The sequence below is a fragment of the Streptomyces sp. NPDC090499 genome, assembly GCF_044769305.1.
Classification (GTDB): domain Bacteria; phylum Actinomycetota; class Actinomycetes; order Streptomycetales; family Streptomycetaceae; genus Streptomyces.
The window spans coordinates 620,736-639,018 of sequence record NZ_JBIVXP010000005.1; the positions used below are offsets into that span (position 1 = coordinate 620,736).

Genomic DNA, 18,283 nt, shown 5'->3' on the forward strand with positions numbered 1-18,283 from the left:
GGGATCTACCGCGCGCCAGGTGTCTGTGTCCTCGACCACCACAACGCGATCTGCGCGCACGAGCCGAAGCCCTGCGCGCCGACGGCGGACTCACCAAACCCGCCGACCACTGACGAAGCCCGACAGCTACGTCTACGACCCCGCTGACCGGTCATCACCCGCGGTGGCGCCCTCGTCATGAAGGGCGACTTCCCGGTCGGCGCGTTCGACCAGCGTGTGGCCGAGGAGCGCGCGGACGTGCTGGTCTACACCAGCGAGCTGACCGAGGGCATCGAGGTCACCGGCCGAATCCGGATGCGGCTCCAGCGATCAATGCCGGTCGAAAAAGGGGGCAGGGACCTTGTCTGTGGGTGGCGGCATCTTCCGTCGGTGGCGGTTCTCCCAGTACTCGGTCAGGAATGGGTCATCGAGGGATGCCGATCCCATCACCAGGGTGTGCCGGACAATCCCGGTCCAGCGGAACTTGACGAGGTTGGCGCCGCTCGCGCGGCCACCGAATACCCATCGGTCCTGTCTTGTCTGACCTTGTTGAACTGGCCGAAGTACCGTTTGACGATCCAGTCCTTCGACTTCAGCGGGTAAGCATGCTTGGCCCACTTGTAGGTGAGCACCCACATGAGTTATCCAGATCGTTGAAGGTTTTGGATGACACCACCGTCCGGTAGTAGGCAGCCCAACCGCGAGTAATCGGTGTGAGCTTCCTCAAAAGTCCTCCGGCGTTGGCTCCATACAGCGTCGTGTCGCACCCCGCCACTTGGTGCCGCTGTCGACGAGGTGGCGCTCCGCGTCGATCATCTCGGGTGGCAGTAGCCCTCCGGCCGCCCACCCCGGCCCGCCAGCCATCCTGGCATCGGCACCCGATCCCGCACGAGGGCCCACTCGCCATCGCTCATGTCCGAGCCGTACCGAGGCCGGCGCTCCGGCCGGTCGGCCGCGTTCCCGAACCTGTGAGCGAGACAATCGCATCCGAGAGTGGACGGACTGGACCCGGCCACCGCGACAACGTGACACTTCGACGACAGGGCCTCCTGTGACTCGTTGGACTCGACACCCGCGAGCTGTCAAGAGATCCTTCCTCCTGCCTCAGTACCGGTCAACTCACCCGATCCGGCACCCCGCTTGAGGCGAACCGACCGCATGAACGGATAGAGGAAGCCAGTTACCTCGCTCGTTTGGCAGGCCTCACCCGCAATCGGCGTCCGCCTCCAGAATCGGGAACACCAGTAGTCGACGGATCACGTGAAAGCGCGCGCCGCCCACTGGGTCGTCGCACCGTTCTCGAGCACCAGTAATAGTGGCTCACATAGGATTGATAAGAAATCGGGTACTAGGGTACTGTCAATCGTACCCGTTATGCGCCGTGAGATGACGGATCGTTTTGGGTGTCCACCATCCCAGTCCCTTCACTTCGCCCACTGGCCCGTGGTAGAGCGCACCAGCGCCGCTCTGGCAACTTCGGCGTATCGCGTGGCCACGCCGAGCGGAGGGTGCTTCGACGTGGCGCCTACAAGATAGGTATTTGAACATGATTGTCGTGTCCGGTGTAATGTCCCACGCGGGTAACCTGCCTGCGGCCCTGGCTCCTTTCGTGGGCCGGGAGCGGGAGGTCGCCGAGCTTCGTGATGCGCTGGGCAAGGCTCGGCTGGTGACGCTGACTGGGGTGGGCGGCGTGGGCAAGACTCGGCTCGCCCTGGAGGTAGCGGCGACGTCCGATGGCCCCTTCACCGATGGTGTGTGGGTGGTCGATCTGGCCGCCGTTGGGCTGCCGTCGGGGGTCGCTGACGCGGTGGCGGCTGCGCTGGGGGTGCCTGATCTGGGCACTCGGCCGGTCCTGGAGCAGCTCGCGGGATATCTGGTAGGGCGGCGCGCGCTAATCGTACTGGACAACTGTGAGCATCTGATCGGTGCCTGCGCCGAGCTGGCGAGAACGCTCTTGTCAGCCGCTTCGAGGCTGCACATGCTGGCGACCAGCCGGGAGACCCTGGACATCATCGGTGAGCGGGTCTTCCTCGTGCCGCCGCTGGCTCCGGACGAGGCGGTCGAACTGTTGCAGGCCAGGGCGGCCGCCGTACGGCCTGATTTCCGAGTCACTGATGCGAACCGCGCGCAGGCCCTGCGGCTCTGCGCCGACCTGGACGGGCTGCCGCTGGCGATCGAGCTGGCAGCGACGCGGCTGCGTGCCCTCACCGTCGAGCAGGCCGCGGACCGGCTGGCGGACAGGTTCACTCTGCTCACCGCCGGCTGCCGGACCGCTCCACCGCGCCAGCGCACGCTGCGCGCGCTCGTCGACTGGAGCTGGGAGCTGTGCACTCCCGCCGAGCGGCTGATGTGGAACCGTCTGTCGGTCTTCACGGGGACGTTCAGCTTGGACGCGGCCGAGGACGTCTGCGCGGGCGAGGGTATCGCGGTGCGCGAGGTACTAGACCTCTTGGACCGGCTCATCGCCCAGTCGGTGGTGCTGACCTGCGAGGCCGAGGGCCTGCCGCGCTACCGGCTGCTGGAGACCATTCGGCAGTACGGGCGGGAACGGCTAGCCGAGTCCGGTGAGGAGGAGAGGCTGCTGCGGCGGCACCGCGACTTCTTTATCGCCCTCGCTGAGCGCGTCGACAAGCACTGGTTCGGTGTCGGCCAGGTGGAGAGCCTGGCTCGGCTGCGTGCCGAGCACGGCAACCTGTTGGCGGCCCTGAGCTGCGACCCCGACCCCCAGGCCAGACTCACACTGGTTACCGTGTTGCGTATTCACTGGACAGTCGGTGGCTTCCTCGGTGAGGGGCGTCGTCAGTTCGAGCAGGCCCTCGCGGTGGCGCCCGAGCCCACACCGGCCCGAGCCCGGGCCCTGGTGGGTGCCGCCTGGTCGGCGCTGTCGCAGGGCGATGTTGCAACGGCCGATCGGTGGCTGGATGAGGCAGTCGCGCTCAGCGAGCAGGTGGGCGACCCGACCGCACTGGCCAACGCGTCGGGCTTCCGCGGTGTGTTGGCGCACTATCGAGGGCAGGTGGGGGAGGCCCTTCGCCGGTACGAGGAGGCGGAGGCCGCCCTGACCGCGCTGGGCGACGAGCGCGGGGCGGGTGGTTGGCTGCTCGCGCTGGCCTGCACTCAGGCCTATGTCGGGGACCCGCGCGCGGCAGAGTCGGGCAGACAACTGCTCGACGCCTCCGAGGCGAACGGGGAGCGGTGGGGTCGCGCGCAGGTGCTGCTCGCGCTGGGCTTCAACGCCTGGCAACGCGGTGACCGGAAGAAGACCAGCGAATTCGTGCGAGCCGCGCTGGAGAACATGAGCGGTTTCAACGACTGCGCGGCCATCGCGAAAATGCTGGAGGTGCTAGCCCTCGCCACAGCCGCCGCGGGCGAGCACCAACAGGCCGCCCGGCTGCTGGGCGCGGCGGACACCCTGTGGAGGGACGCCGGCACCAACATCACCGCGTCCGAACCCCGGCTGGCCGTGCAGCACGCGCGCTGTGAGGAGGAGATCGTCGCCGCCCTGGGCCGGACCTCGTACGCGCAGGCACGCGCGGAAGGCGGCCCGCACGGCAGCCCCGGACAGGCTATCGTCTTCGCCCTGAACACTCCCACCGGCACCCGTGCCGACACCGTTGGGGCGGTCGCGCCCGCCGCCACCCCGTGCCGGCTGACTCGCCGGGAGCGCGACGTAGCCGAGCTCGTGGCCAGCGGCCTGAGTAACCGACAAATCGGGTCGGCGCTCGACCGCTCCCCTCGCACGGTCGACCGTCACGTCGCGAACATCTTGGCCAAACTGGGTTTCGGCTCTCGCACCCAGATCGCATCTTGGTGGACAGCGAACCTGGCGCCCGCCCCGTAGGACAACCCCGTAACATCACCTGGCCCCCGCGCGGTGTTGGTATCCCGCCGGGGAGACGCGCTGGTGAACCGCTGCCGGTTCGTTGAGGATCATCAGCGTCGCAAGGCGTGAAGCGGCTGTGCACCATCGTCGGGATTGTCCGCTCCAGCTTCTCCTACTGGCGCAAGACGGCCTCGGCGCGGGCCGCCCGCCAGGCCGCCGACGACCGCCTCGCGGCACGGGTACGCGGGGTCCACACCGAGTCGGACGGCAGTTACGGCGCCCCAGGATCACCGCCGGGCTCGGCGAGGACCGCGAGCCTGTCAACCAGATGCACAGCGCCCGCGTCATCCGCCAGGTCGGGCTCGGCGGCCAGCGCCTGCGCCGCAGGGCACCGCACCACGATCGCCGACCCAGCCGTGGTGAAGGCGGCCGACCTGATCGGACGTGACTTCACCGTCGAGATGGTGAACACCAAGTACGTTGGGGACATGACCTACTTGCCGGTGAGCGGGGCGAAGCCCCTCTACTGGGGATGGTCATCGACTTGTGCTCACGTCGGCTGGCCGGATGGGCGATCGCCGACGACACGCGCGCCGAACTCGTCGTCGACGCTCTGGGGGCCGCCGAGCGTACCCGTGGCAGTCTGGCTGGCGCGGTCATGTACACGGATCAGGGCGCCCAGAGCGGATTCAACCAGTCGTCGCAACACCGGCTTCCTGGCCCGCAGCAAAGCTATCTCTGCACACTCATGACATGACAGATACCGCCCCGCGAATGGAGCAAGATCGAACGACGGCGGGCCCCCGCCCTGCCGGAACCACCGGATTCCGGCTGCCGAGGACACACCGACCACAGCAGCGGCCTCCTCGCTCAGGAGCCTCTTGGCGATCTCACGCCAGAACTCGCGCTCGATCTCACGCCGTGCCGTGACGAAGGCATCATCCCTCCGTCTACTCGAAGTCTTTGGGCTCCAGTTCGACCGGTAGCGCGGCCAGTGCCCGGATCACCGTCGGCTGGTAGGTCAGTTCGTCGTCAGGGGCGGTCACCGAGTACGTCGGGAACCGCTTGAGGAGTGTGCTGATGGCGATCGCCGCCTCGGCCCGCGCCAGTGGCGCTCCCAGGCAAAAGTGGATGCCCTGGCCGAAGGCGACATGGCGGTCGGGATCGCGGGTGATGTTGAGCTCGTCCGGGTTGTCGAAGTGGTCGGGGTCGTGGTTGGCCGAGCCGATGAGCATCGTCACCATGCTGCCCTTCGGGATGCGGGTGTCGGCGATCTCCACATCTTCCGTGGCGACACGGAACGTGGAGCGCTGCACGGCGCCCTCGAAGCGCAGGAACTCCTCGACGGCCGAGTCGATCAGGCCCGGGTCGTCGAGGAGGAGACGTCGCTGGTCCTGATGGCGCCACAGCCCGAGGGCCATGCTTCCGATGAGGCCGACGGTCGTCTCGTGTCCCGCGATGAGCAGCAGGAACGCCATGCCCACGAGTTCGGAGTCGCTCAGGCCGTCGTCCGCGTCACGCGAAATGATCATGGCTGAGAGGACGTCGGGCGCCGTACGTGGGTCGGTGTGGCCGGCCAGATCGGCGCGCTTGGTGGCGATGTGGTCCGTGAGGAATTCGTTGAGCCTGCGGCCGGCCTCCTGGATGGCGGACGGGTCGTCGCCGGCTGGGGTCGTCGCGGCCACCGACCAGGTCCGGAAGTCGGCACGGTGCTCGGCCGGCACCCCCAGCAGTTCGCAGATGACGGTGATGCTCAGCGCGAAGGCGAAGTCACCGATGAGGTCCGGGGCTTCGCTGCGCGCGAGGTCGTCCAGCAGGCCGTCGACGATCTCCTGGATGCGGGGTCGCAGGGAGGCGACGCGCCGCGGTGTGAACGCCCTCGACACGAGACGGCGCAGCCGGGTGTGGTCCGGCGGGTCGGTGTTCAGCAGATGCCGGGACGAGGCCCCGGAGAGGACGAAGCCGGACTGCTGGGCGGTCGCCCCGCCTGCCGGGAAGAGCTCCGCCATGTGCCGTGAGTCCTTGGCGAACCGCGGATCCTGCAGTGCGGCGACCACGTCCTCGTAGCGGGTCACCGCGTACTGCGAATGTCCGGTAGGCGTGGGGTACTTGACGACGGGCCCGCGCTCACGGAGCTTCGCGTGTGTGGCCCAGGGGCAGGCACTCGCCTCCAAGTTCGCGGCTGAGACGTCGATGTCCCGGATCTCGGGGGCTTCCTTGGCTGACATGGCGTTCTCCGTAGGGGTTGGTCTGACGACGGGCGAGTCAGAGGGAGACGGCCCAGCGGGTGATGTGGTCGCACATCTCGTCCCGCAGGTCGGGGCGGGTACGGAAGTAGTGGTCGGCGCCCTTGAGCGTGATCAGTTCGCGCCTTTCGTGGCCGATAGCTCTGTACATCGCCTGGGCGTGGCTCGGGAAGACCGCGTTGTCGGCGGTCCCGTAGATGATTTGGACGGGCACCGACACGTGTGCCAGTTCGGCCACCGCGTCCGAGCGGCTGTCGTCGATGCTCCACTGGCTCAGCCAGGAGCGCAGACTGCTGTAGTGGCCCAGCCGCGCGGGCAGGAAGTTCGTCTTCCAGGGGTCGCCGAGGATGGTGTTCGGCACCCGGTCGCTCGGATCGAGGGAGAGATCGAGGAAGCGTGGGTCGGCGGCGGTTCCGTGTACCACGAACGGGAGGTCGTCCGGACCGTCGGGTTCCGTGGCGAGGACTGCCAATTGCTGGCGAACCCAGGCGGTGATGCGCCGGTTGCGCGCCTCCTGCGCGGCCCGGTACCGGGTGACGAAATCCTCGCTGTACGGCGGTCCGTTCTCGGCACGGAACATGTCCAGCTCGGGGCAGCGGCTCAACGCGTTCGACTCGTCCCGGATCGACGGATCGAGGCTGTCGGTGTAGACGCGGGCACGCCCGGGGTGGGCCATCGCCAGGCACAGGCCGTCGGCCGGGGGGAGGTCGGCCTTGGTGAGGTCCGGGGGATCACCGGCCGGCGTGCTGGTGATCGTGGGGTTCTCGGCCTGGCTCTGGTAGAGCGCGGCGAGAGACCCGCCGCCCGAGTTGCCGATCAGGAGCACCTTGGCGTAACCAAGTTCGCGCTTGAGGTAGCCGATGACGGCCGCGATGTCCAGCAGACAGTTCTCCGTGATCAGAGTGCTGTCGTTGCCGGCGTAGCGCGTGGCCATGCCGATCGCCGCGACGCCCCTCGCGGCGAGGAGTTCGAGCGCGTAGTGGCCCATGAAGTTGGACGTCGGGTGGACGATCACCACCGCGGTGTCCTGACGCGCGCTCGTGTCGCGCCAGCGGGTGGCCCAGAGTGTGGCGCTCATCCGGGCCACGCCCGAGGCGATGTCGATGCGCCCGCCGGTGAAGTCCTGCGGGATCGCGAGCAGGTCTCGCTCAAGCGTGTTCACGGTCACCTCCCTGGCCCCGGTCCCAGCTGGCGAAGTAGTCCTGGTCCTCGGCTTCGACGGCCGCGGAACTCAGCCTGAGCGGTGCGAACGTGTCGATCATGACGGCGAGTTCGTCGAGCATCGCTCCCGGTGTTCGCCTGCCGTCCGGCTGCTTCTGCGGTCCGTGCGTCCACCCGAGGGGGTGCAGGGAGACCGAGCCCGGGCCGATGCCGGAGCCCGACCGAGCGGTGTAGTCCCCACCGGCGTAGAACATGACCTCGTCGGAGTCGATGTTCATGTGGTTGGCGGGCCCGCCGACGGCCGCCGGATCATAGTCCGACAGACGTGGCACGAACGAGCAGAGCACGAACCCGGGCCCTTCGAAGGTCTGGTGCACCGGCGGGGGCTGGTGAATGCGCCCGACGACGGGTTCGAAGTCGTGGATGGAGAAGGCGTACGGGTAGACGCACCCGTTCCAGCCGACCACGTCGAACGGGTGGTGACGGTACGTCAGGCGAGTGAGTCGGCCTGCTCGCCTGATGACGACATCGGCCTCGCCTTCGCGGGGTTCGTCGAGGCTCTGCGGACCACGCAGGTCGCGCTCGCGGTACGGCGCCATTTCCAGGAACTGGCCCGCCTTGGACAGGTAGCGGGCGGGAGGCTTGATGTGGCCCCTGCTCTCGATGGTCAGTGCGCTGACGCCGTCCGCGCCCGGAATCCACTGGTGGATCACACCGGCGGGGATCACTACGTAGTCCCCGGCCCTGACTTCCAGCGGGCCGAACATCGACAGCAGGGTCGCCGAGCCGGAGTAGAGGTAGAGGCACTCGTCGCCGTCTGCGTCGCGGAACAATCCGCTGGGCTCGGTCGCCGAGGCGAAACCCAGGGTGACGTCGTCGTTGACCAGCAGGGGAGTGCGGCCGAGGACCAGGTCGTCGCCGGTCGGCACTTTGCTGGTGAAGAAGTGGCGCGGTAGGAGAGGCCAGTTGTCGACCAGCGTGACCGGTTCCCGGTCGATGCCCTCGGCCTTCACGATCGCGGTCGGCGGATGCACGTGGTAGACGTGCGAGAGATCGGAGCTGAAGCCCTCCTCGCCGACCAACTCCTCGGAGTAATAGCCCGACTCACCGTTCGGGAACAGGGTGCGCCGCTTGGCGGGCAAGGCGCCAAGACTTCGAAAATACGGCACTGGGGGAGACCTTCCGAGTTCAGGGGGTAGTGCGCGAGCGCTGGGTGAGGTCCAGCGCGCTCGTCGGGCACATCTCGACCGCTTCCTCCACCTCGTCGACGTCCTCCGGTGTGGGCGTCTCACTGAGCACCCGCACGCGGCGGTCGGACGGGTCGAGTCCGAAATAGCGCGGTGACACGGCCACGCAGGTGGCCGTTCCACAGCATCGGTTCCTGTCGGCGACGATCTGCATGTGTCCTCCTCAGCTGCTGGTGGGGGTGGTCACGGGGGACACCTCCACGGCGGTGCGCAGGCCGATACCGGCACGCAGGTCGTCGAAGGCGTGGCCGAGCTCGTCCAGGGAACGGCGTCCGGTGACCATGGAGTCGAGGTCCAGCTTTCCGCCGCGCCACAGCTCGACGAGGATTGAGATGTCCCGCTCGGGGACGCAGTTGCCGAGGTAGCAGCCGGCCAACCGCTTCTGCGACAGAATGACATCCATGGCGTCGAGGGCGAGTTGCTCACCGGGCGGGGTCACGCCGATCACCACGACCGTGCCGCCCGGCCGCACGAGTCGGACGGCCTGTTGGGTGGTCACCGGCTTGGTGACCGTGTCCACCGTGACGTCGGGAAGGAGTTCGCCGACGGTCTGACGCACGAGGTCGGCCGTGGCGTCCTCCGGTGCGAACACCGCGGTGGCACCCACCTTCAACGCCAGCTCGCGGCGCTCCGTGAGCGGATCGACCCCGACGATATGGGAGGCGCCCGCGATCCGGGCCGCCTGTATGGCGGCGATGCCCACGGCGCCGAGTCCGATCACGGCGACGGAGTCGCCGGGCTGGACCTGCGCGATGTTGACGACGGCGCCGTACCCGGTCAGCACCGAGCAGCCGAGGACGCTCGCCAGATCCAGGGGCAGTTCCGCCGGAACCCGCACCGCCGCCTTGCGCGGCACCACCGTGTACTCGGAGAAACCGCCGACTCGCAGTGCACGCCAAACTTGCTCGCCCCCGTGCACGATGCGGGTGCCGCCGTCCGCCGCGACGCCGCCGCGACCGAAGCTGTTCGGGCACGACATGGGGACTCCGCGCATGCAGTACGCGCACTCCCCGCAGGGACCGACCATGCTGAGCACGACCCGGTCGCCGACCGCGAGATCGTCGACGCTCGCACCGACGGCCTCGACGATGCCCGCGGCCTCATGACCGAGGATCGCCGGGACCTTCGCAGGCGTGACCCCGTCGAGTGCGTGGAGATCGGAGTGACAGGCGCTGCACCAGCGCACCCTGACGAGGACCTCTCCGTCCCGCGGCTGCTCGACCTCGGCGTCGTCGACCTGGGTCAGCACACCGGGAGCAGTCATGATCGAAGCACGCATCAGCTCGGTCCCCCGTTCCGTGCGACCTTGAGCACCTGGAGTTCGGACACGTCGTCGAGGCCGCGCAGCCCCAGTTCGCGTCCGAAGCCGCTGCCCTTGACACCCCCGAACGGGATCTCGGGATCCGGCGGACCGGCATGGGAGTTGACGTAGACCTGGCCCACGCGCAGCCGGGACGCGATGCCGAGTGCCTTCTCCTCGTCGGCGGACCACACCGAGGCGTCGAGTCCGTACTCGTCCGCGTTGAGGCCGTCGACGAGTGCGTCGAGGTCGTCGTAGGCGACGATCGGCAGCGCCGGCCCGAACTGCTCCTCGGTGACCAGCGGGGCCGAGGCGTCGAGCCCCGTGACGATGACCGGACGTACGAAGTAGCCGGGGAGACCCTCGTACTTGACGGCCCCGAGTTCGTGGATCGTGGCGCCCCGCTCGGCGGCGTCGGTGACGAGGTCCTGGACGAAGCGCTGCTGTGCCGGGTTGTTGACGGGGCCGACCGTGACCGCCTCGTCCTGGCCGCAGCCGACGACCATGTACGAGTCGGAGACCGTGACCATGCGCTCGACCACCTCGTCCACGAGACGGGTGGGGACGAACACCCGCTTGATGGCCTGGCACACCTGTCCGGCGTTGTGGAAGCTGCCACGCACCAGAACGGGGATCGCGGCGTCGAGGTCGGCGTCATCGAGCAGGATCGCCGGGTCGTTGCCGCCCAGCTCCAGGGTGAGGCGCTTGAGCGTCTCGGCGGAGTTCGCCATCACCGAGCGGCCTGTGGCGGTGGAACCCGTGAACGAGATCTTGTCGACGAGCGGGTGCGTAGTCAGCATCTGTCCGACGAGGCCCTCACCCGTCACCGTGTTCACGACTCCGGCGGGCAGTACGGAGGCGATCAGTTCGGCGTACCGCAGCGTGGTGAGCGGGGTGGTGGGCGCCGGTTTGACCACCACGGTGTTGCCGGCCCGCAGCGTTGCCCACAGCTTCATGCCGAGGATCGTGATCGGGAAGTTCCAGGGGGTGATGAGGCCGACGACCCCGATGGGGCGGCGCCGGGCCACGATCCGCTCCCGCGGGGTGTCACGCAGCACCGACTCCTGGAGTTCGACATCGGCGTACCACTGGAGGATGCGGGCGCTGCCCAGCAGTTCCTGGCGGGCCTGGGCCAGCGGCTTGCCCTGTTCCTTGCTGAGCAGCACGGCGAGTTCGTCGTGGTGGTCGACGAGGACCTTTAGGCACTCCCGCAGCGCTGCCTGGCGTGCCTCGTCCGATGCGGCCCAGACGGGCAGTGCGGCATGCGCGGCACGGCACGCGGCGTCCACGGCCTCAGGTCTACAGGCGTTCACCGTGTCGACGACTTCTAGCGTCGCTGGGTTGAGGACGTCGACGCCGAGGCCCGTGCCACTGGGCCGTCCGTTGACCGTGTTCTTCACTGTGCCGCCCCGATCCGTGCGATGTCGACCCCTACGGGCCCGAGGTGCAGGGCACCGCGCGGGTTACCCAGCGGTTCGGTGCGGCCCGGCAGGATCTCGGTGAAGAAACGGGCGTTGTCGTCGAGTGCATGCCGGGTCGCCTCGTCGAGGACCGAGTCCCTGCCGATCGCGTCGACCGGGCAGACCTGCAGGCAGTTGCCGCAGTCGATGCACGCGGCGGGATTGATGTACGCGCGTCGGCCGCCCTCGTAGATGCAGTCGACGGGGCATTCCTCGACGCAGGACTGGTCCATGACGTCGAGACAGGCGTCGGTGATGAAGTAGGTCATGTCATGCCACCTCTGGGGGAGCCTGGTCGGAGGAGTGCGCCGGCATGAGGGACTGGGCCGGATCCAGGCGCACGGCCAGGTTGTTGACCGCGGTCGCCGCCTCGCCGAAGCCGACGGACAGAAGACGGACCTTGCCGTCGAAGTCGGCGAGGTCCCCGGCCGCGTAGACGCCGTCGCGGCTGGTCGCCATCCGCTGGTCGACGGCGACGTACCGGTCCCGCATCTCCAGGCGCCAGTCGAGCAGCGGGCCGAGGTCGGCGATGAACCCCAGGGCCGAGACCACGTGATCCGCGTCCAGGACCTTCGTCCCGCCGTCGTGGTCGACCTCTACCGCCCGGAGCGCCTCATCACCCTGGACCCCGATGAGCCGTGCCCTGGTGAGGATCTCGACCCGGGACTCGTGTAGCAGCTTCACCGAGTGTCCGTGGGCGCGGAACTGGTCGCGGCGGTGGACGAGCGTCACCTTCCGTGCGACGGACTCCAGCATCAGGGCCCAGTCGACGGCGCTGTCCCCGCCTCCGAGCACCACGACGTCCTGGTCCGCCAGGGACTCGGGGTCGGTGACGAAGTACGACACTCCTCTGCCGAGGTACTCGGCGCCCGCGGGCGGTGTCCTCGGGGTGAAGGTGCCGATGCCACTGGTCAGCAGTACGGCCCTGGCGCGGATGCGTACGCCCTCGCTCGTGGTGACGACGAACGCGCCGGGTTCCCCGTCCAGCGCGGTTGCCTGCTGCCCGAGGAGCACCGGATGGTCGAACCGGCCCGCCTGCTCGTCCAGGCTCTTGATCAGATCGCGGCCGCGGATCTGGGGAAAGCCTGCGATGTCGTACAGGTACTTCTCGGGATACATGGCCGATATCTGGCCGCCTACCTCGCTCAGCGAGTCCAAAATGACGGCTGACAGGCCTCTGAAGCCCGCGTAGTAACTGGCGTACAGCCCGACCGGACCCGCGCCGACGATGAGGACGTCCCAGTGCGCGGACTCAACGGCCGTCCGGTCGAAACCGTTCACCTGATCACGCCCCCGCCTTCGTGGCGCTCTCCACGACAGTCGTGGAACGGCCGCCGACGCCCGCGATGAGCTCCTTGGCGGCCTCGTCGAGTTCGTCGAGCGTCCAGCGGTGCTCGCCGTCGATGGTGACCGCCTTGCGCCACGCGTGGTACAGGTCGACGCGTCCGCCGGCCACGCCGAAGACGTTCCCGGACGGCATGGGGCAGCCCTCGGCCGCCAGCCAGATCACGAACGGCGCCACGTTGGCCGGCGACTTCGCGTCCCACTCGCCTTCGGGCGCCTGAAGGCCCACAGTCTTGGCCGCGTGCGGCGTGGAGAGGGTGAGCCGGGTGCGGGCCCCCGGCGCGATCGCGTAGCTGCGGACGCCGTAGCGCTCGTTCAGCTCGCGGTCGACGAGCTGCGCGAAGGTGGCGATGCCGGCCTTGGCGGTGCCGTAGTTGGCCTGGCCGACGGAGCCGTGCAGTCCGCTGACGCTGCTGGTGGCGATGACGACCCGGTCGGCGTTCCTGCCCGCCTTGGACTGCCCCCTCCAGTACTCGGCCGCGTGGCGCGTCGGGCAGAAGTGGCCCCGGAGGTTGACCGCGATGACGGCGTCCCACTCCTCGACGCTCATGTTGAACAGCATCCGGTCGCGCATGATGCCCGCGTTGTTGACGAGGACGTGCAGGTCACCGAACTCGTCGAGGGCCCGGTCGATCAGCGCCTTGGAGCCGTCCCAGCTGGAGACGTCGTTGCCGTCCGCGACCGCGACACCACCGGCGCTGCGGATCTCCTCGACCACCTCGTCCGCGGGGCTCTGGCCGATGGTGGCCCCGTCGAGGCTGGCACCAAGGTCGTTCACCACGACCTTGGCGCCCTGTGCGGCCGCCAGCAGTGCGTACTCCTTGCCGATGCCGCGTCCGGCCCCCGTGACGATGACGACGCGTCCGTCGAGCCGCTTGGTCATCGAGCACCCCCGGCGAGCTCGGCCGCGAAGACCCGGCTGTGCGGGGCGACCCGCGGCACGCCGATGGGCAGGCGGCGCACGCTGTTGATCATCGAGGACTCCATCAGCCACTCCTTGGCTCGGTCCGGATCGGCTGCGACTGCTCGCATCTCGTCCTGCTTCCTGAGTCGTGCGGCCTCGTCGGACTCGCCGAGGTCGACGGTGTTGCGGTGGGTGATGCGCTGGATCTCGGTCACAGCGGCGGTCCGTCGGCGGGTGGACCAGCTCTCCAGAGCGCGGTGTGCGTTGTCGCGGGCGGCCGTGAACGTGGCAGCCAGGTCCACGGCGTCATGGATGCCGCTGTTGAGGCCCATGCCCCCGGTGGGGCTGTTGACGTGGGCCGCGTCGCCGGCGAGCAGGACCCGGCCCTTCTTGAGCCCGTCGGCCACCCGCTGGTGCACGTGGTAGACCTGCGTCGTCAGGACCGACACCGTGACGCCGAGCAGTTCCTTGACGCGAACCGCGTAGTACTCCTCGGTCGCCGCCGTCTCGTCGTCGACGTCTCCGGGCAGGCTGAACATGACCCGCCAGACGTCCGGGATCCGCAGGACCATGCCGGCACCGACGGGCGCGTAGACGTAGTTCACGCGGTCCAGGTCGGGAACGATCTCGTCGAGGGCTGTGTCCGTGCTCACCAGGAGACGGCGCGTCGGGTACGAGTAGCCCTCGAAGCCGATGCCCGCCAGTTCACGGACCGTGCTCGCCGATCCGTCACCGGCGATGAGCCAGCGTGATGTGAGCCGGTCGGAACCGTTGATCTCCAGCTCGACATGATCGTCCGTCTGGACCAGACCGGTCAGGCGCCGCCCGTAGGCGACCTCGGCTGACGGATACTCGGCCAGCTTCCCGGCGACGATCGCCGCGTACTTGTACTGCTCCAGCTGGAGGCGGAAAGGCCAGGCGGTCTCGTCGGCGAGCACGCCCAGGTCGAAGCGTGCCACGGGGCCGGACCTGTAGTCGCGCATCTGGTAGTAGGGCGCTCGGAGGCCCTGCGCGAGCATGGGCTCGACGATGCCCAGGGCGTCGGCGACATCCAGGGTCGGCGGGTGGAAGGTGGACGCCCGCCAGAAGGTCCCCGGCCCGGTCTGCTGCTCCAGCACGACAACGGAGACGCCGCTGCGGGACAGGGCGAGGGCGGCGGTGAGCCCCACCGGACCCGCGCCGACGATGGCGACCTCAACGTCGATTTCGGTCACTGGAATCCCTCTCGTGATGACGAAAAGTCACCGTAGGACGGGGGATTGCCGGGCCGTTCGGATCCGTGTCACTGTTCCGCTGTGAGGGAAACACAGGCGAAACGGAACCCTTACGCACTGGACTCCGCCACCAATGCGCTGAGGATCATCAAGCTGTTGCAGGCGCGCCACAGCATCACGGTGACCGAGGTCAGCCGTGAGCTGGGCGTAGGGAAATCGACGGCGCATCGCCTGCTGATGACGCTGGTCGCGGAGGACTTCGTCGTACGGGATCCCGTGCACCGGCGTTACCACCCGGGCCGGGCGCTGGTGCGGGCCGGGCTGTCCGTACTCGGTGACTTCGATGTCCGGCGACGTGCCAGTCAGCCGATGGCGAAGCTGGCCGAGCGTACAGGGGAGACCGTCAAGCTCCTGATCCTCGAAGGACCGTACGCGCGGGTCCTGGAAGTGGTGGAGGCTCCGCAGTCGCTCCGTGTCGGAGGATCGATCGGCGAGCTGCTACCGGCCAACGCCACCGCGGGCGGGAAAATGCTCCTTTCCCAGGAGACGGAGGAGGCTCTGAGAGAGCGGTTCCGCGGTCGGCTCCCCAAGCTGACCGACCGCACGATCAGCGACTGGGACGAACTCGTAGTCGAGCTTCAGGCGATCCGTCAGAGAGGTTGGGCGGCCAACTACGAGGAGAGCGCCGTCGGCGTGCACGGGCTGGCCGTGCCCGTCGCGGGGCGTGCCGTCCCGACGCTCGCCGCTTTGACGATCGCGGCGCCGACGAGCCGTATCCCGCGAGGCCAACACGCGGAGATCCTGCGCCAGTTGCTCGACACCGTCGCCTCCATCGCCGCGGCACGTGGCACGTCACGCGGGAAACCGTCCGGGGCCTGACACCGTTCCCGACCGCTGTCCCGGACAGCGGAACATTCCGTCCGGGCTGCCGGGAGTGCGCGGACGCGAACATAACGTTCATGCATCGCCGTGACGCTGCGTCAAAGGAGATGCATGAACGAGCACAGTCCTCTGAGCGCCCTTGACGAGTACCCGATCCATCAGTTCCCGCAGCCGGTTCGGATTGTGGCGACATCTGATCCCCGCGCGTACGAGCGGTACTGGTTCACGGCTCAGGACGAGGCCCAGCAGTTCCTGTTGGTCATGGGCTTCGGCTACTACCCGAATTTGGGCACCGCGGATGCCTACGCGATCTTCGTCCACGACGGCCGGCACACCACGGTGCGAGCCCACCGTCTGCTGGGCGACGACCGCACGGTGATGCGGACGGGCCCGTTGCAGGCCGAGATCATCGAGCCCTTCCGGCAGTGGCGCCTGAGGCTCGACGACAACGACGAGGACCTGACTGTCGACGTCCGCTGGCACGACACGAAGCGGGCCGTGTTCCACCGCATGGCCGTCAACGAGATGAACACCAACAGCCACGGCCGACTGTCCCCGGAGATGGTCGGCTATGAGTCCTTCGGCCGCATCGAGGGAACGGTGAGGCGCGGCGAGCGGACCTTCACCCTCTCGCCCGCGACCACCACCGGAAGCCGCGACCACCACTGGGGAGTTCGGGACGGCGTCGGCGGCCACGTCGTGGGACCGCCGCGTACCCGTACCCACGTAGGGCAGTGGGTGGAGTTCGCCGACTGGTCCGTCTGGGACCGCCGGATCCTGTTCAACCTCGGTGACGATCGGCCGGGCGCCCAGCTTCTCGAACCCTTCGACTACCGCATGAAGTTCGACCCCGAGACGAAGCATCTCCTCGGCGGCGTCATCAGGAACCGGATGCCTGACGGAAGCGTGTGCGAGATCCAGTACGAACCGATCGGCGATCTGGTCGCCTATCTGCGGTGCGCCATGTACTTCGGCGTCGGCGGAGGCACGCCGGAGGAGAACTACTTCCAGGGTTCCTACGTGGGCGACGACGTCACAGGCGGTGAGACCTACGACCTGGGCGACCCCAAAACCCGGGAGCGGATCGGGGGTTTCGAGGACAGGCTGGTCACCGCCACCTGTGACGGCGAGCGGACCGTGGGCATCCTGGAGTGCCGCAACCCGCTCCTGTACGACATGTGTCGCGAGGGAATCCCCGGCTATGGGTTCCTCGACTGAGGCGGCCGAGCGGACTCCCGTGGGCGTGCGGGAGTTCGTGCTGCGTGACGCCGGCTTTCACCGCAGGCTGGCACTCGCGCTCGGCGCCGAGTCCGTGAGCGTGGGGTCGGCGAGCCGGGTGGTCGGCGGAGCGTCCCGGGAGATGTGGGCGTTCGACGCGGTGGTCAGAGGCCCGGGCGGACATCGCGCCTCGGTGCCCCTGATCATGCGGCTGGACGCCCTCGCGGCACTCCTCGACAGCGACAGCGACGCCGAGGTGGCGGTGTACTCCTATGTGCGGGAGCGCACGGCGGTGCCCGTCCCCGAGGTCGTGCTCGAAGTGGTTCAGGATCCGGGCCTCGGAATGTCGTACTTCGTCATGAGCCGTATCGAAGGCCGGGCACGGCTCCTGGACCTGCAGCGCGCGGAGTACGCGGGTGTCCGTCGCCGGATCGTCTCCGATGCCCTGGGGATGGCAGGGAGTCTCGCGCGCCACGAACCCGACGTGGACGCGCTGCGCGGACGCGTCCGGATGCCCGATGCCGAGCCCCCTGCCCTCACCGAGCTCCGCCACTGGGCGGCCATCATCGCTGGCTCCGGGCTGTCCCGCCCGGTGACGGACATGGTCGTACGCCACCTGGAACGCAACCCTCCGCCTCCTCCCCGCCGTCTCGCGCTCGTCCACGGGGACTACAGGATCGGCAACATCCTGTTCACCGGCGACGGCCTTACAGGGGTCGTCGACTGGGAGATGGCGCACGTCGGGGACCCGTTGGAGGATCTCGCCTGGGCGCTGGCTCCCGCGTGGAGACCGCGCTCGGCCCCTGATCTGGTGGGCGGTGTACTGACCGAGTCCGAGGCTACGGCGGCATGGGCGGCCTCGGCGGAACGGAAACCGGACCCGGCCGCGCTGGCCTGGTGGAGGTTGTTCAGCCACGTCAAGGCCAATGCGATCTGGATGTCGGGGGTCGGACAGTTCGTCTCCGGTGCCACGGACGACCTGGTGTTCGGACTGTTCGGCTGGAAGAACCTGGGACGCGAAGAGCGGTGGATGCTCGAGCAATTGGGGTGGGTGACGTCATGACGCCGTCCGTGGAGTTGGCTCTGGCCGCCGTCTGCCGGATCCTCGAACGGCATGAGGACATGACGGGTGACGAAGCCATGAGGCGTGATCTGGCACGGTGCCGTGCCGTATTGACCGTGGTCGGCGAGCAATTCGACCGGTCAGTGACCGACCGGCTCACGATGCTCGCCCGCTACGAGGCCCTCGTGGGCCCGGCGGCGCCCGGCGGACCGGAGGGAGTGCCGGCTCTGGCCGAGCTGTCCTCACGCTGGTCATGGGAGCACTTCCGGCTCTCGTATCTGGAGCAGTGCCTCGGCCTGCAGCGTCGGGCGGCTGTGGCAGTCCTGGAGCAGGCAGGTCCCCAATCCGGCAAGGCAGTCGGCGAATTGCGGGCGTTGCTCTACGAGGACGTGTCCCGACAGGTGTTGATGGATCCGACCTGGTGAGACGGACCCGTGTGCCC

Annotated in this window: 19 protein-coding genes; 7 read left to right on the forward strand and 12 right to left on the reverse strand. The window is 68.5% G+C overall.

The features are described from left to right. Positions 1–177: 177 nt before the first annotated feature. A complete protein-coding gene (locus ACIQVL_RS22085) occupies positions 178–582 on the forward strand; it encodes a hypothetical protein (protein ID WP_403436950.1) in 405 nt (134 codons plus the stop codon). Here ACIQVL_RS22085 and ACIQVL_RS22090 read toward each other — a convergent pair. Continuing rightward, entirely contained in the window at positions 572–886 is a 315-nt protein-coding gene (locus ACIQVL_RS22090) for a group II intron maturase-specific domain-containing protein (RefSeq protein WP_403436949.1), read from the reverse strand. The genes ACIQVL_RS22085 and ACIQVL_RS22090 overlap by 11 nt on opposite strands. A gap of 639 nt (positions 887–1,525) precedes the next feature. Between ACIQVL_RS22090 and ACIQVL_RS22095 the strand changes: the two genes are divergently transcribed. Then, a complete protein-coding gene (locus ACIQVL_RS22095; RefSeq protein WP_403437080.1) occupies positions 1,526–3,820 on the forward strand; it encodes an ATP-binding protein in 2,295 nt (764 codons plus the stop codon). Between the two features lie 253 nt (positions 3,821–4,073). Here ACIQVL_RS22095 and ACIQVL_RS22100 read toward each other — a convergent pair whose 3' ends face one another. Beyond that, positions 4,074–4,256 carry a hypothetical protein gene (locus ACIQVL_RS22100; RefSeq protein WP_403436948.1) on the reverse strand — a complete coding sequence of 61 codons (183 nt, stop codon included), beginning with the start codon at positions 4,254–4,256 and terminating at the stop codon, positions 4,074–4,076. Positions 4,257–4,334: 78 nt separating this feature from the next. Here ACIQVL_RS22100 and ACIQVL_RS22105 point away from each other — a divergent pair, with 78 nt between their 5' ends. Then, positions 4,335–4,559, forward strand: coding sequence for a hypothetical protein (locus tag ACIQVL_RS22105; protein ID WP_403436947.1), 225 nt, complete (start codon positions 4,335–4,337; stop codon positions 4,557–4,559). Between the two features lie 193 nt (positions 4,560–4,752). Here the strand turns inward: ACIQVL_RS22105 and ACIQVL_RS22110 are convergent, their stop codons facing one another. Genes ACIQVL_RS22110 through ACIQVL_RS22155 form a run of 10 tightly spaced genes read right to left on the reverse strand, consistent with a single transcriptional unit; the run spans position 4,753 to position 14,678 of the window. After that, positions 4,753–6,030 (reverse strand): cytochrome P450, encoded by a 1,278-nt coding sequence (locus tag ACIQVL_RS22110; RefSeq protein ID WP_403436946.1) that lies wholly within the window; start codon positions 6,028–6,030, stop codon positions 4,753–4,755. A 37-nt stretch (positions 6,031–6,067) separates the two neighbouring features. Continuing rightward, a complete protein-coding gene (locus ACIQVL_RS22115) occupies positions 6,068–7,210 on the reverse strand; it encodes a hypothetical protein (RefSeq protein WP_403476140.1) in 1,143 nt (380 codons plus the stop codon). Continuing rightward, positions 7,197–8,378 carry a homogentisate 1,2-dioxygenase gene (locus ACIQVL_RS22120; protein WP_403436943.1) on the reverse strand — a complete coding sequence of 394 codons (1,182 nt, stop codon included), beginning with the start codon at positions 8,376–8,378 and terminating at the stop codon, positions 7,197–7,199. Before ACIQVL_RS22120 ends, ACIQVL_RS22115 begins: the two co-directional genes overlap by 14 nt. Before the next feature lie 19 nt (positions 8,379–8,397). Next, positions 8,398–8,610, reverse strand: coding sequence for a ferredoxin (locus ACIQVL_RS22125; RefSeq protein ID WP_403436942.1), 213 nt, complete (start codon positions 8,608–8,610; stop codon positions 8,398–8,400). Positions 8,611–8,619: 9 nt separating this feature from the next. Further along, on the reverse strand, positions 8,620–9,720 hold the full coding sequence (locus ACIQVL_RS22130; protein WP_403436941.1) for an alcohol dehydrogenase catalytic domain-containing protein: 1,101 nt from the start codon (positions 9,718–9,720) through the stop codon (positions 8,620–8,622). 14 nt (positions 9,721–9,734) lie between these two features. After that, positions 9,735–11,156: an aldehyde dehydrogenase family protein gene (locus ACIQVL_RS22135; protein WP_403436939.1), complete on the reverse strand. Its 1,422-nt coding sequence runs from the start codon at positions 11,154–11,156 to the stop codon at positions 9,735–9,737. Continuing rightward, positions 11,153–11,485, reverse strand: coding sequence for an indolepyruvate ferredoxin oxidoreductase subunit alpha (locus ACIQVL_RS22140; protein ID WP_403436937.1), 333 nt, complete (start codon positions 11,483–11,485; stop codon positions 11,153–11,155). The genes ACIQVL_RS22135 and ACIQVL_RS22140 overlap by 4 nt, the downstream gene beginning before the upstream one ends. A gap of 1 nt (position 11,486) precedes the next feature. After that, positions 11,487–12,497, reverse strand: coding sequence for an NAD(P)/FAD-dependent oxidoreductase (locus tag ACIQVL_RS22145; RefSeq protein ID WP_403436936.1), 1,011 nt, complete (start codon positions 12,495–12,497; stop codon positions 11,487–11,489). Between the two features lie 4 nt (positions 12,498–12,501). After that, complete coding sequence (locus ACIQVL_RS22150; protein ID WP_403476141.1) at positions 12,502–13,443, reverse strand: SDR family NAD(P)-dependent oxidoreductase; 942 nt, start codon at positions 13,441–13,443, stop codon at positions 12,502–12,504. Then, complete coding sequence (locus ACIQVL_RS22155; RefSeq protein WP_403436934.1) at positions 13,440–14,678, reverse strand: FAD-dependent oxidoreductase; 1,239 nt, start codon at positions 14,676–14,678, stop codon at positions 13,440–13,442. The genes ACIQVL_RS22150 and ACIQVL_RS22155 overlap by 4 nt, the downstream gene beginning before the upstream one ends. An 81-nt stretch (positions 14,679–14,759) precedes the next feature. On the opposite strand from ACIQVL_RS22155, the gene ACIQVL_RS22160 reads away from it, so the two are divergent. The 4 genes from ACIQVL_RS22160 (at position 14,760) to ACIQVL_RS22175 (ending at position 18,266) form a co-directional block, all read left to right on the forward strand. Continuing rightward, positions 14,760–15,557: an IclR family transcriptional regulator gene (locus tag ACIQVL_RS22160; RefSeq protein ID WP_403436933.1), complete on the forward strand. Its 798-nt coding sequence runs from the start codon at positions 14,760–14,762 to the stop codon at positions 15,555–15,557. Positions 15,558–15,671: 114 nt separating this feature from the next. Next, complete coding sequence (locus ACIQVL_RS22165; RefSeq protein ID WP_403476142.1) at positions 15,672–16,778, forward strand: hypothetical protein; 1,107 nt, start codon at positions 15,672–15,674, stop codon at positions 16,776–16,778. After that, entirely contained in the window at positions 16,762–17,841 is a 1,080-nt protein-coding gene (locus ACIQVL_RS22170) for a phosphotransferase family protein (protein WP_403436931.1), read from the forward strand. The genes ACIQVL_RS22165 and ACIQVL_RS22170 overlap by 17 nt, the downstream gene beginning before the upstream one ends. Next, positions 17,838–18,266: a hypothetical protein gene (locus tag ACIQVL_RS22175; protein ID WP_403436930.1), complete on the forward strand. Its 429-nt coding sequence runs from the start codon at positions 17,838–17,840 to the stop codon at positions 18,264–18,266. Before ACIQVL_RS22170 ends, ACIQVL_RS22175 begins: the two co-directional genes overlap by 4 nt. The last annotated feature ends 17 nt before the right edge of the window (positions 18,267–18,283 follow it).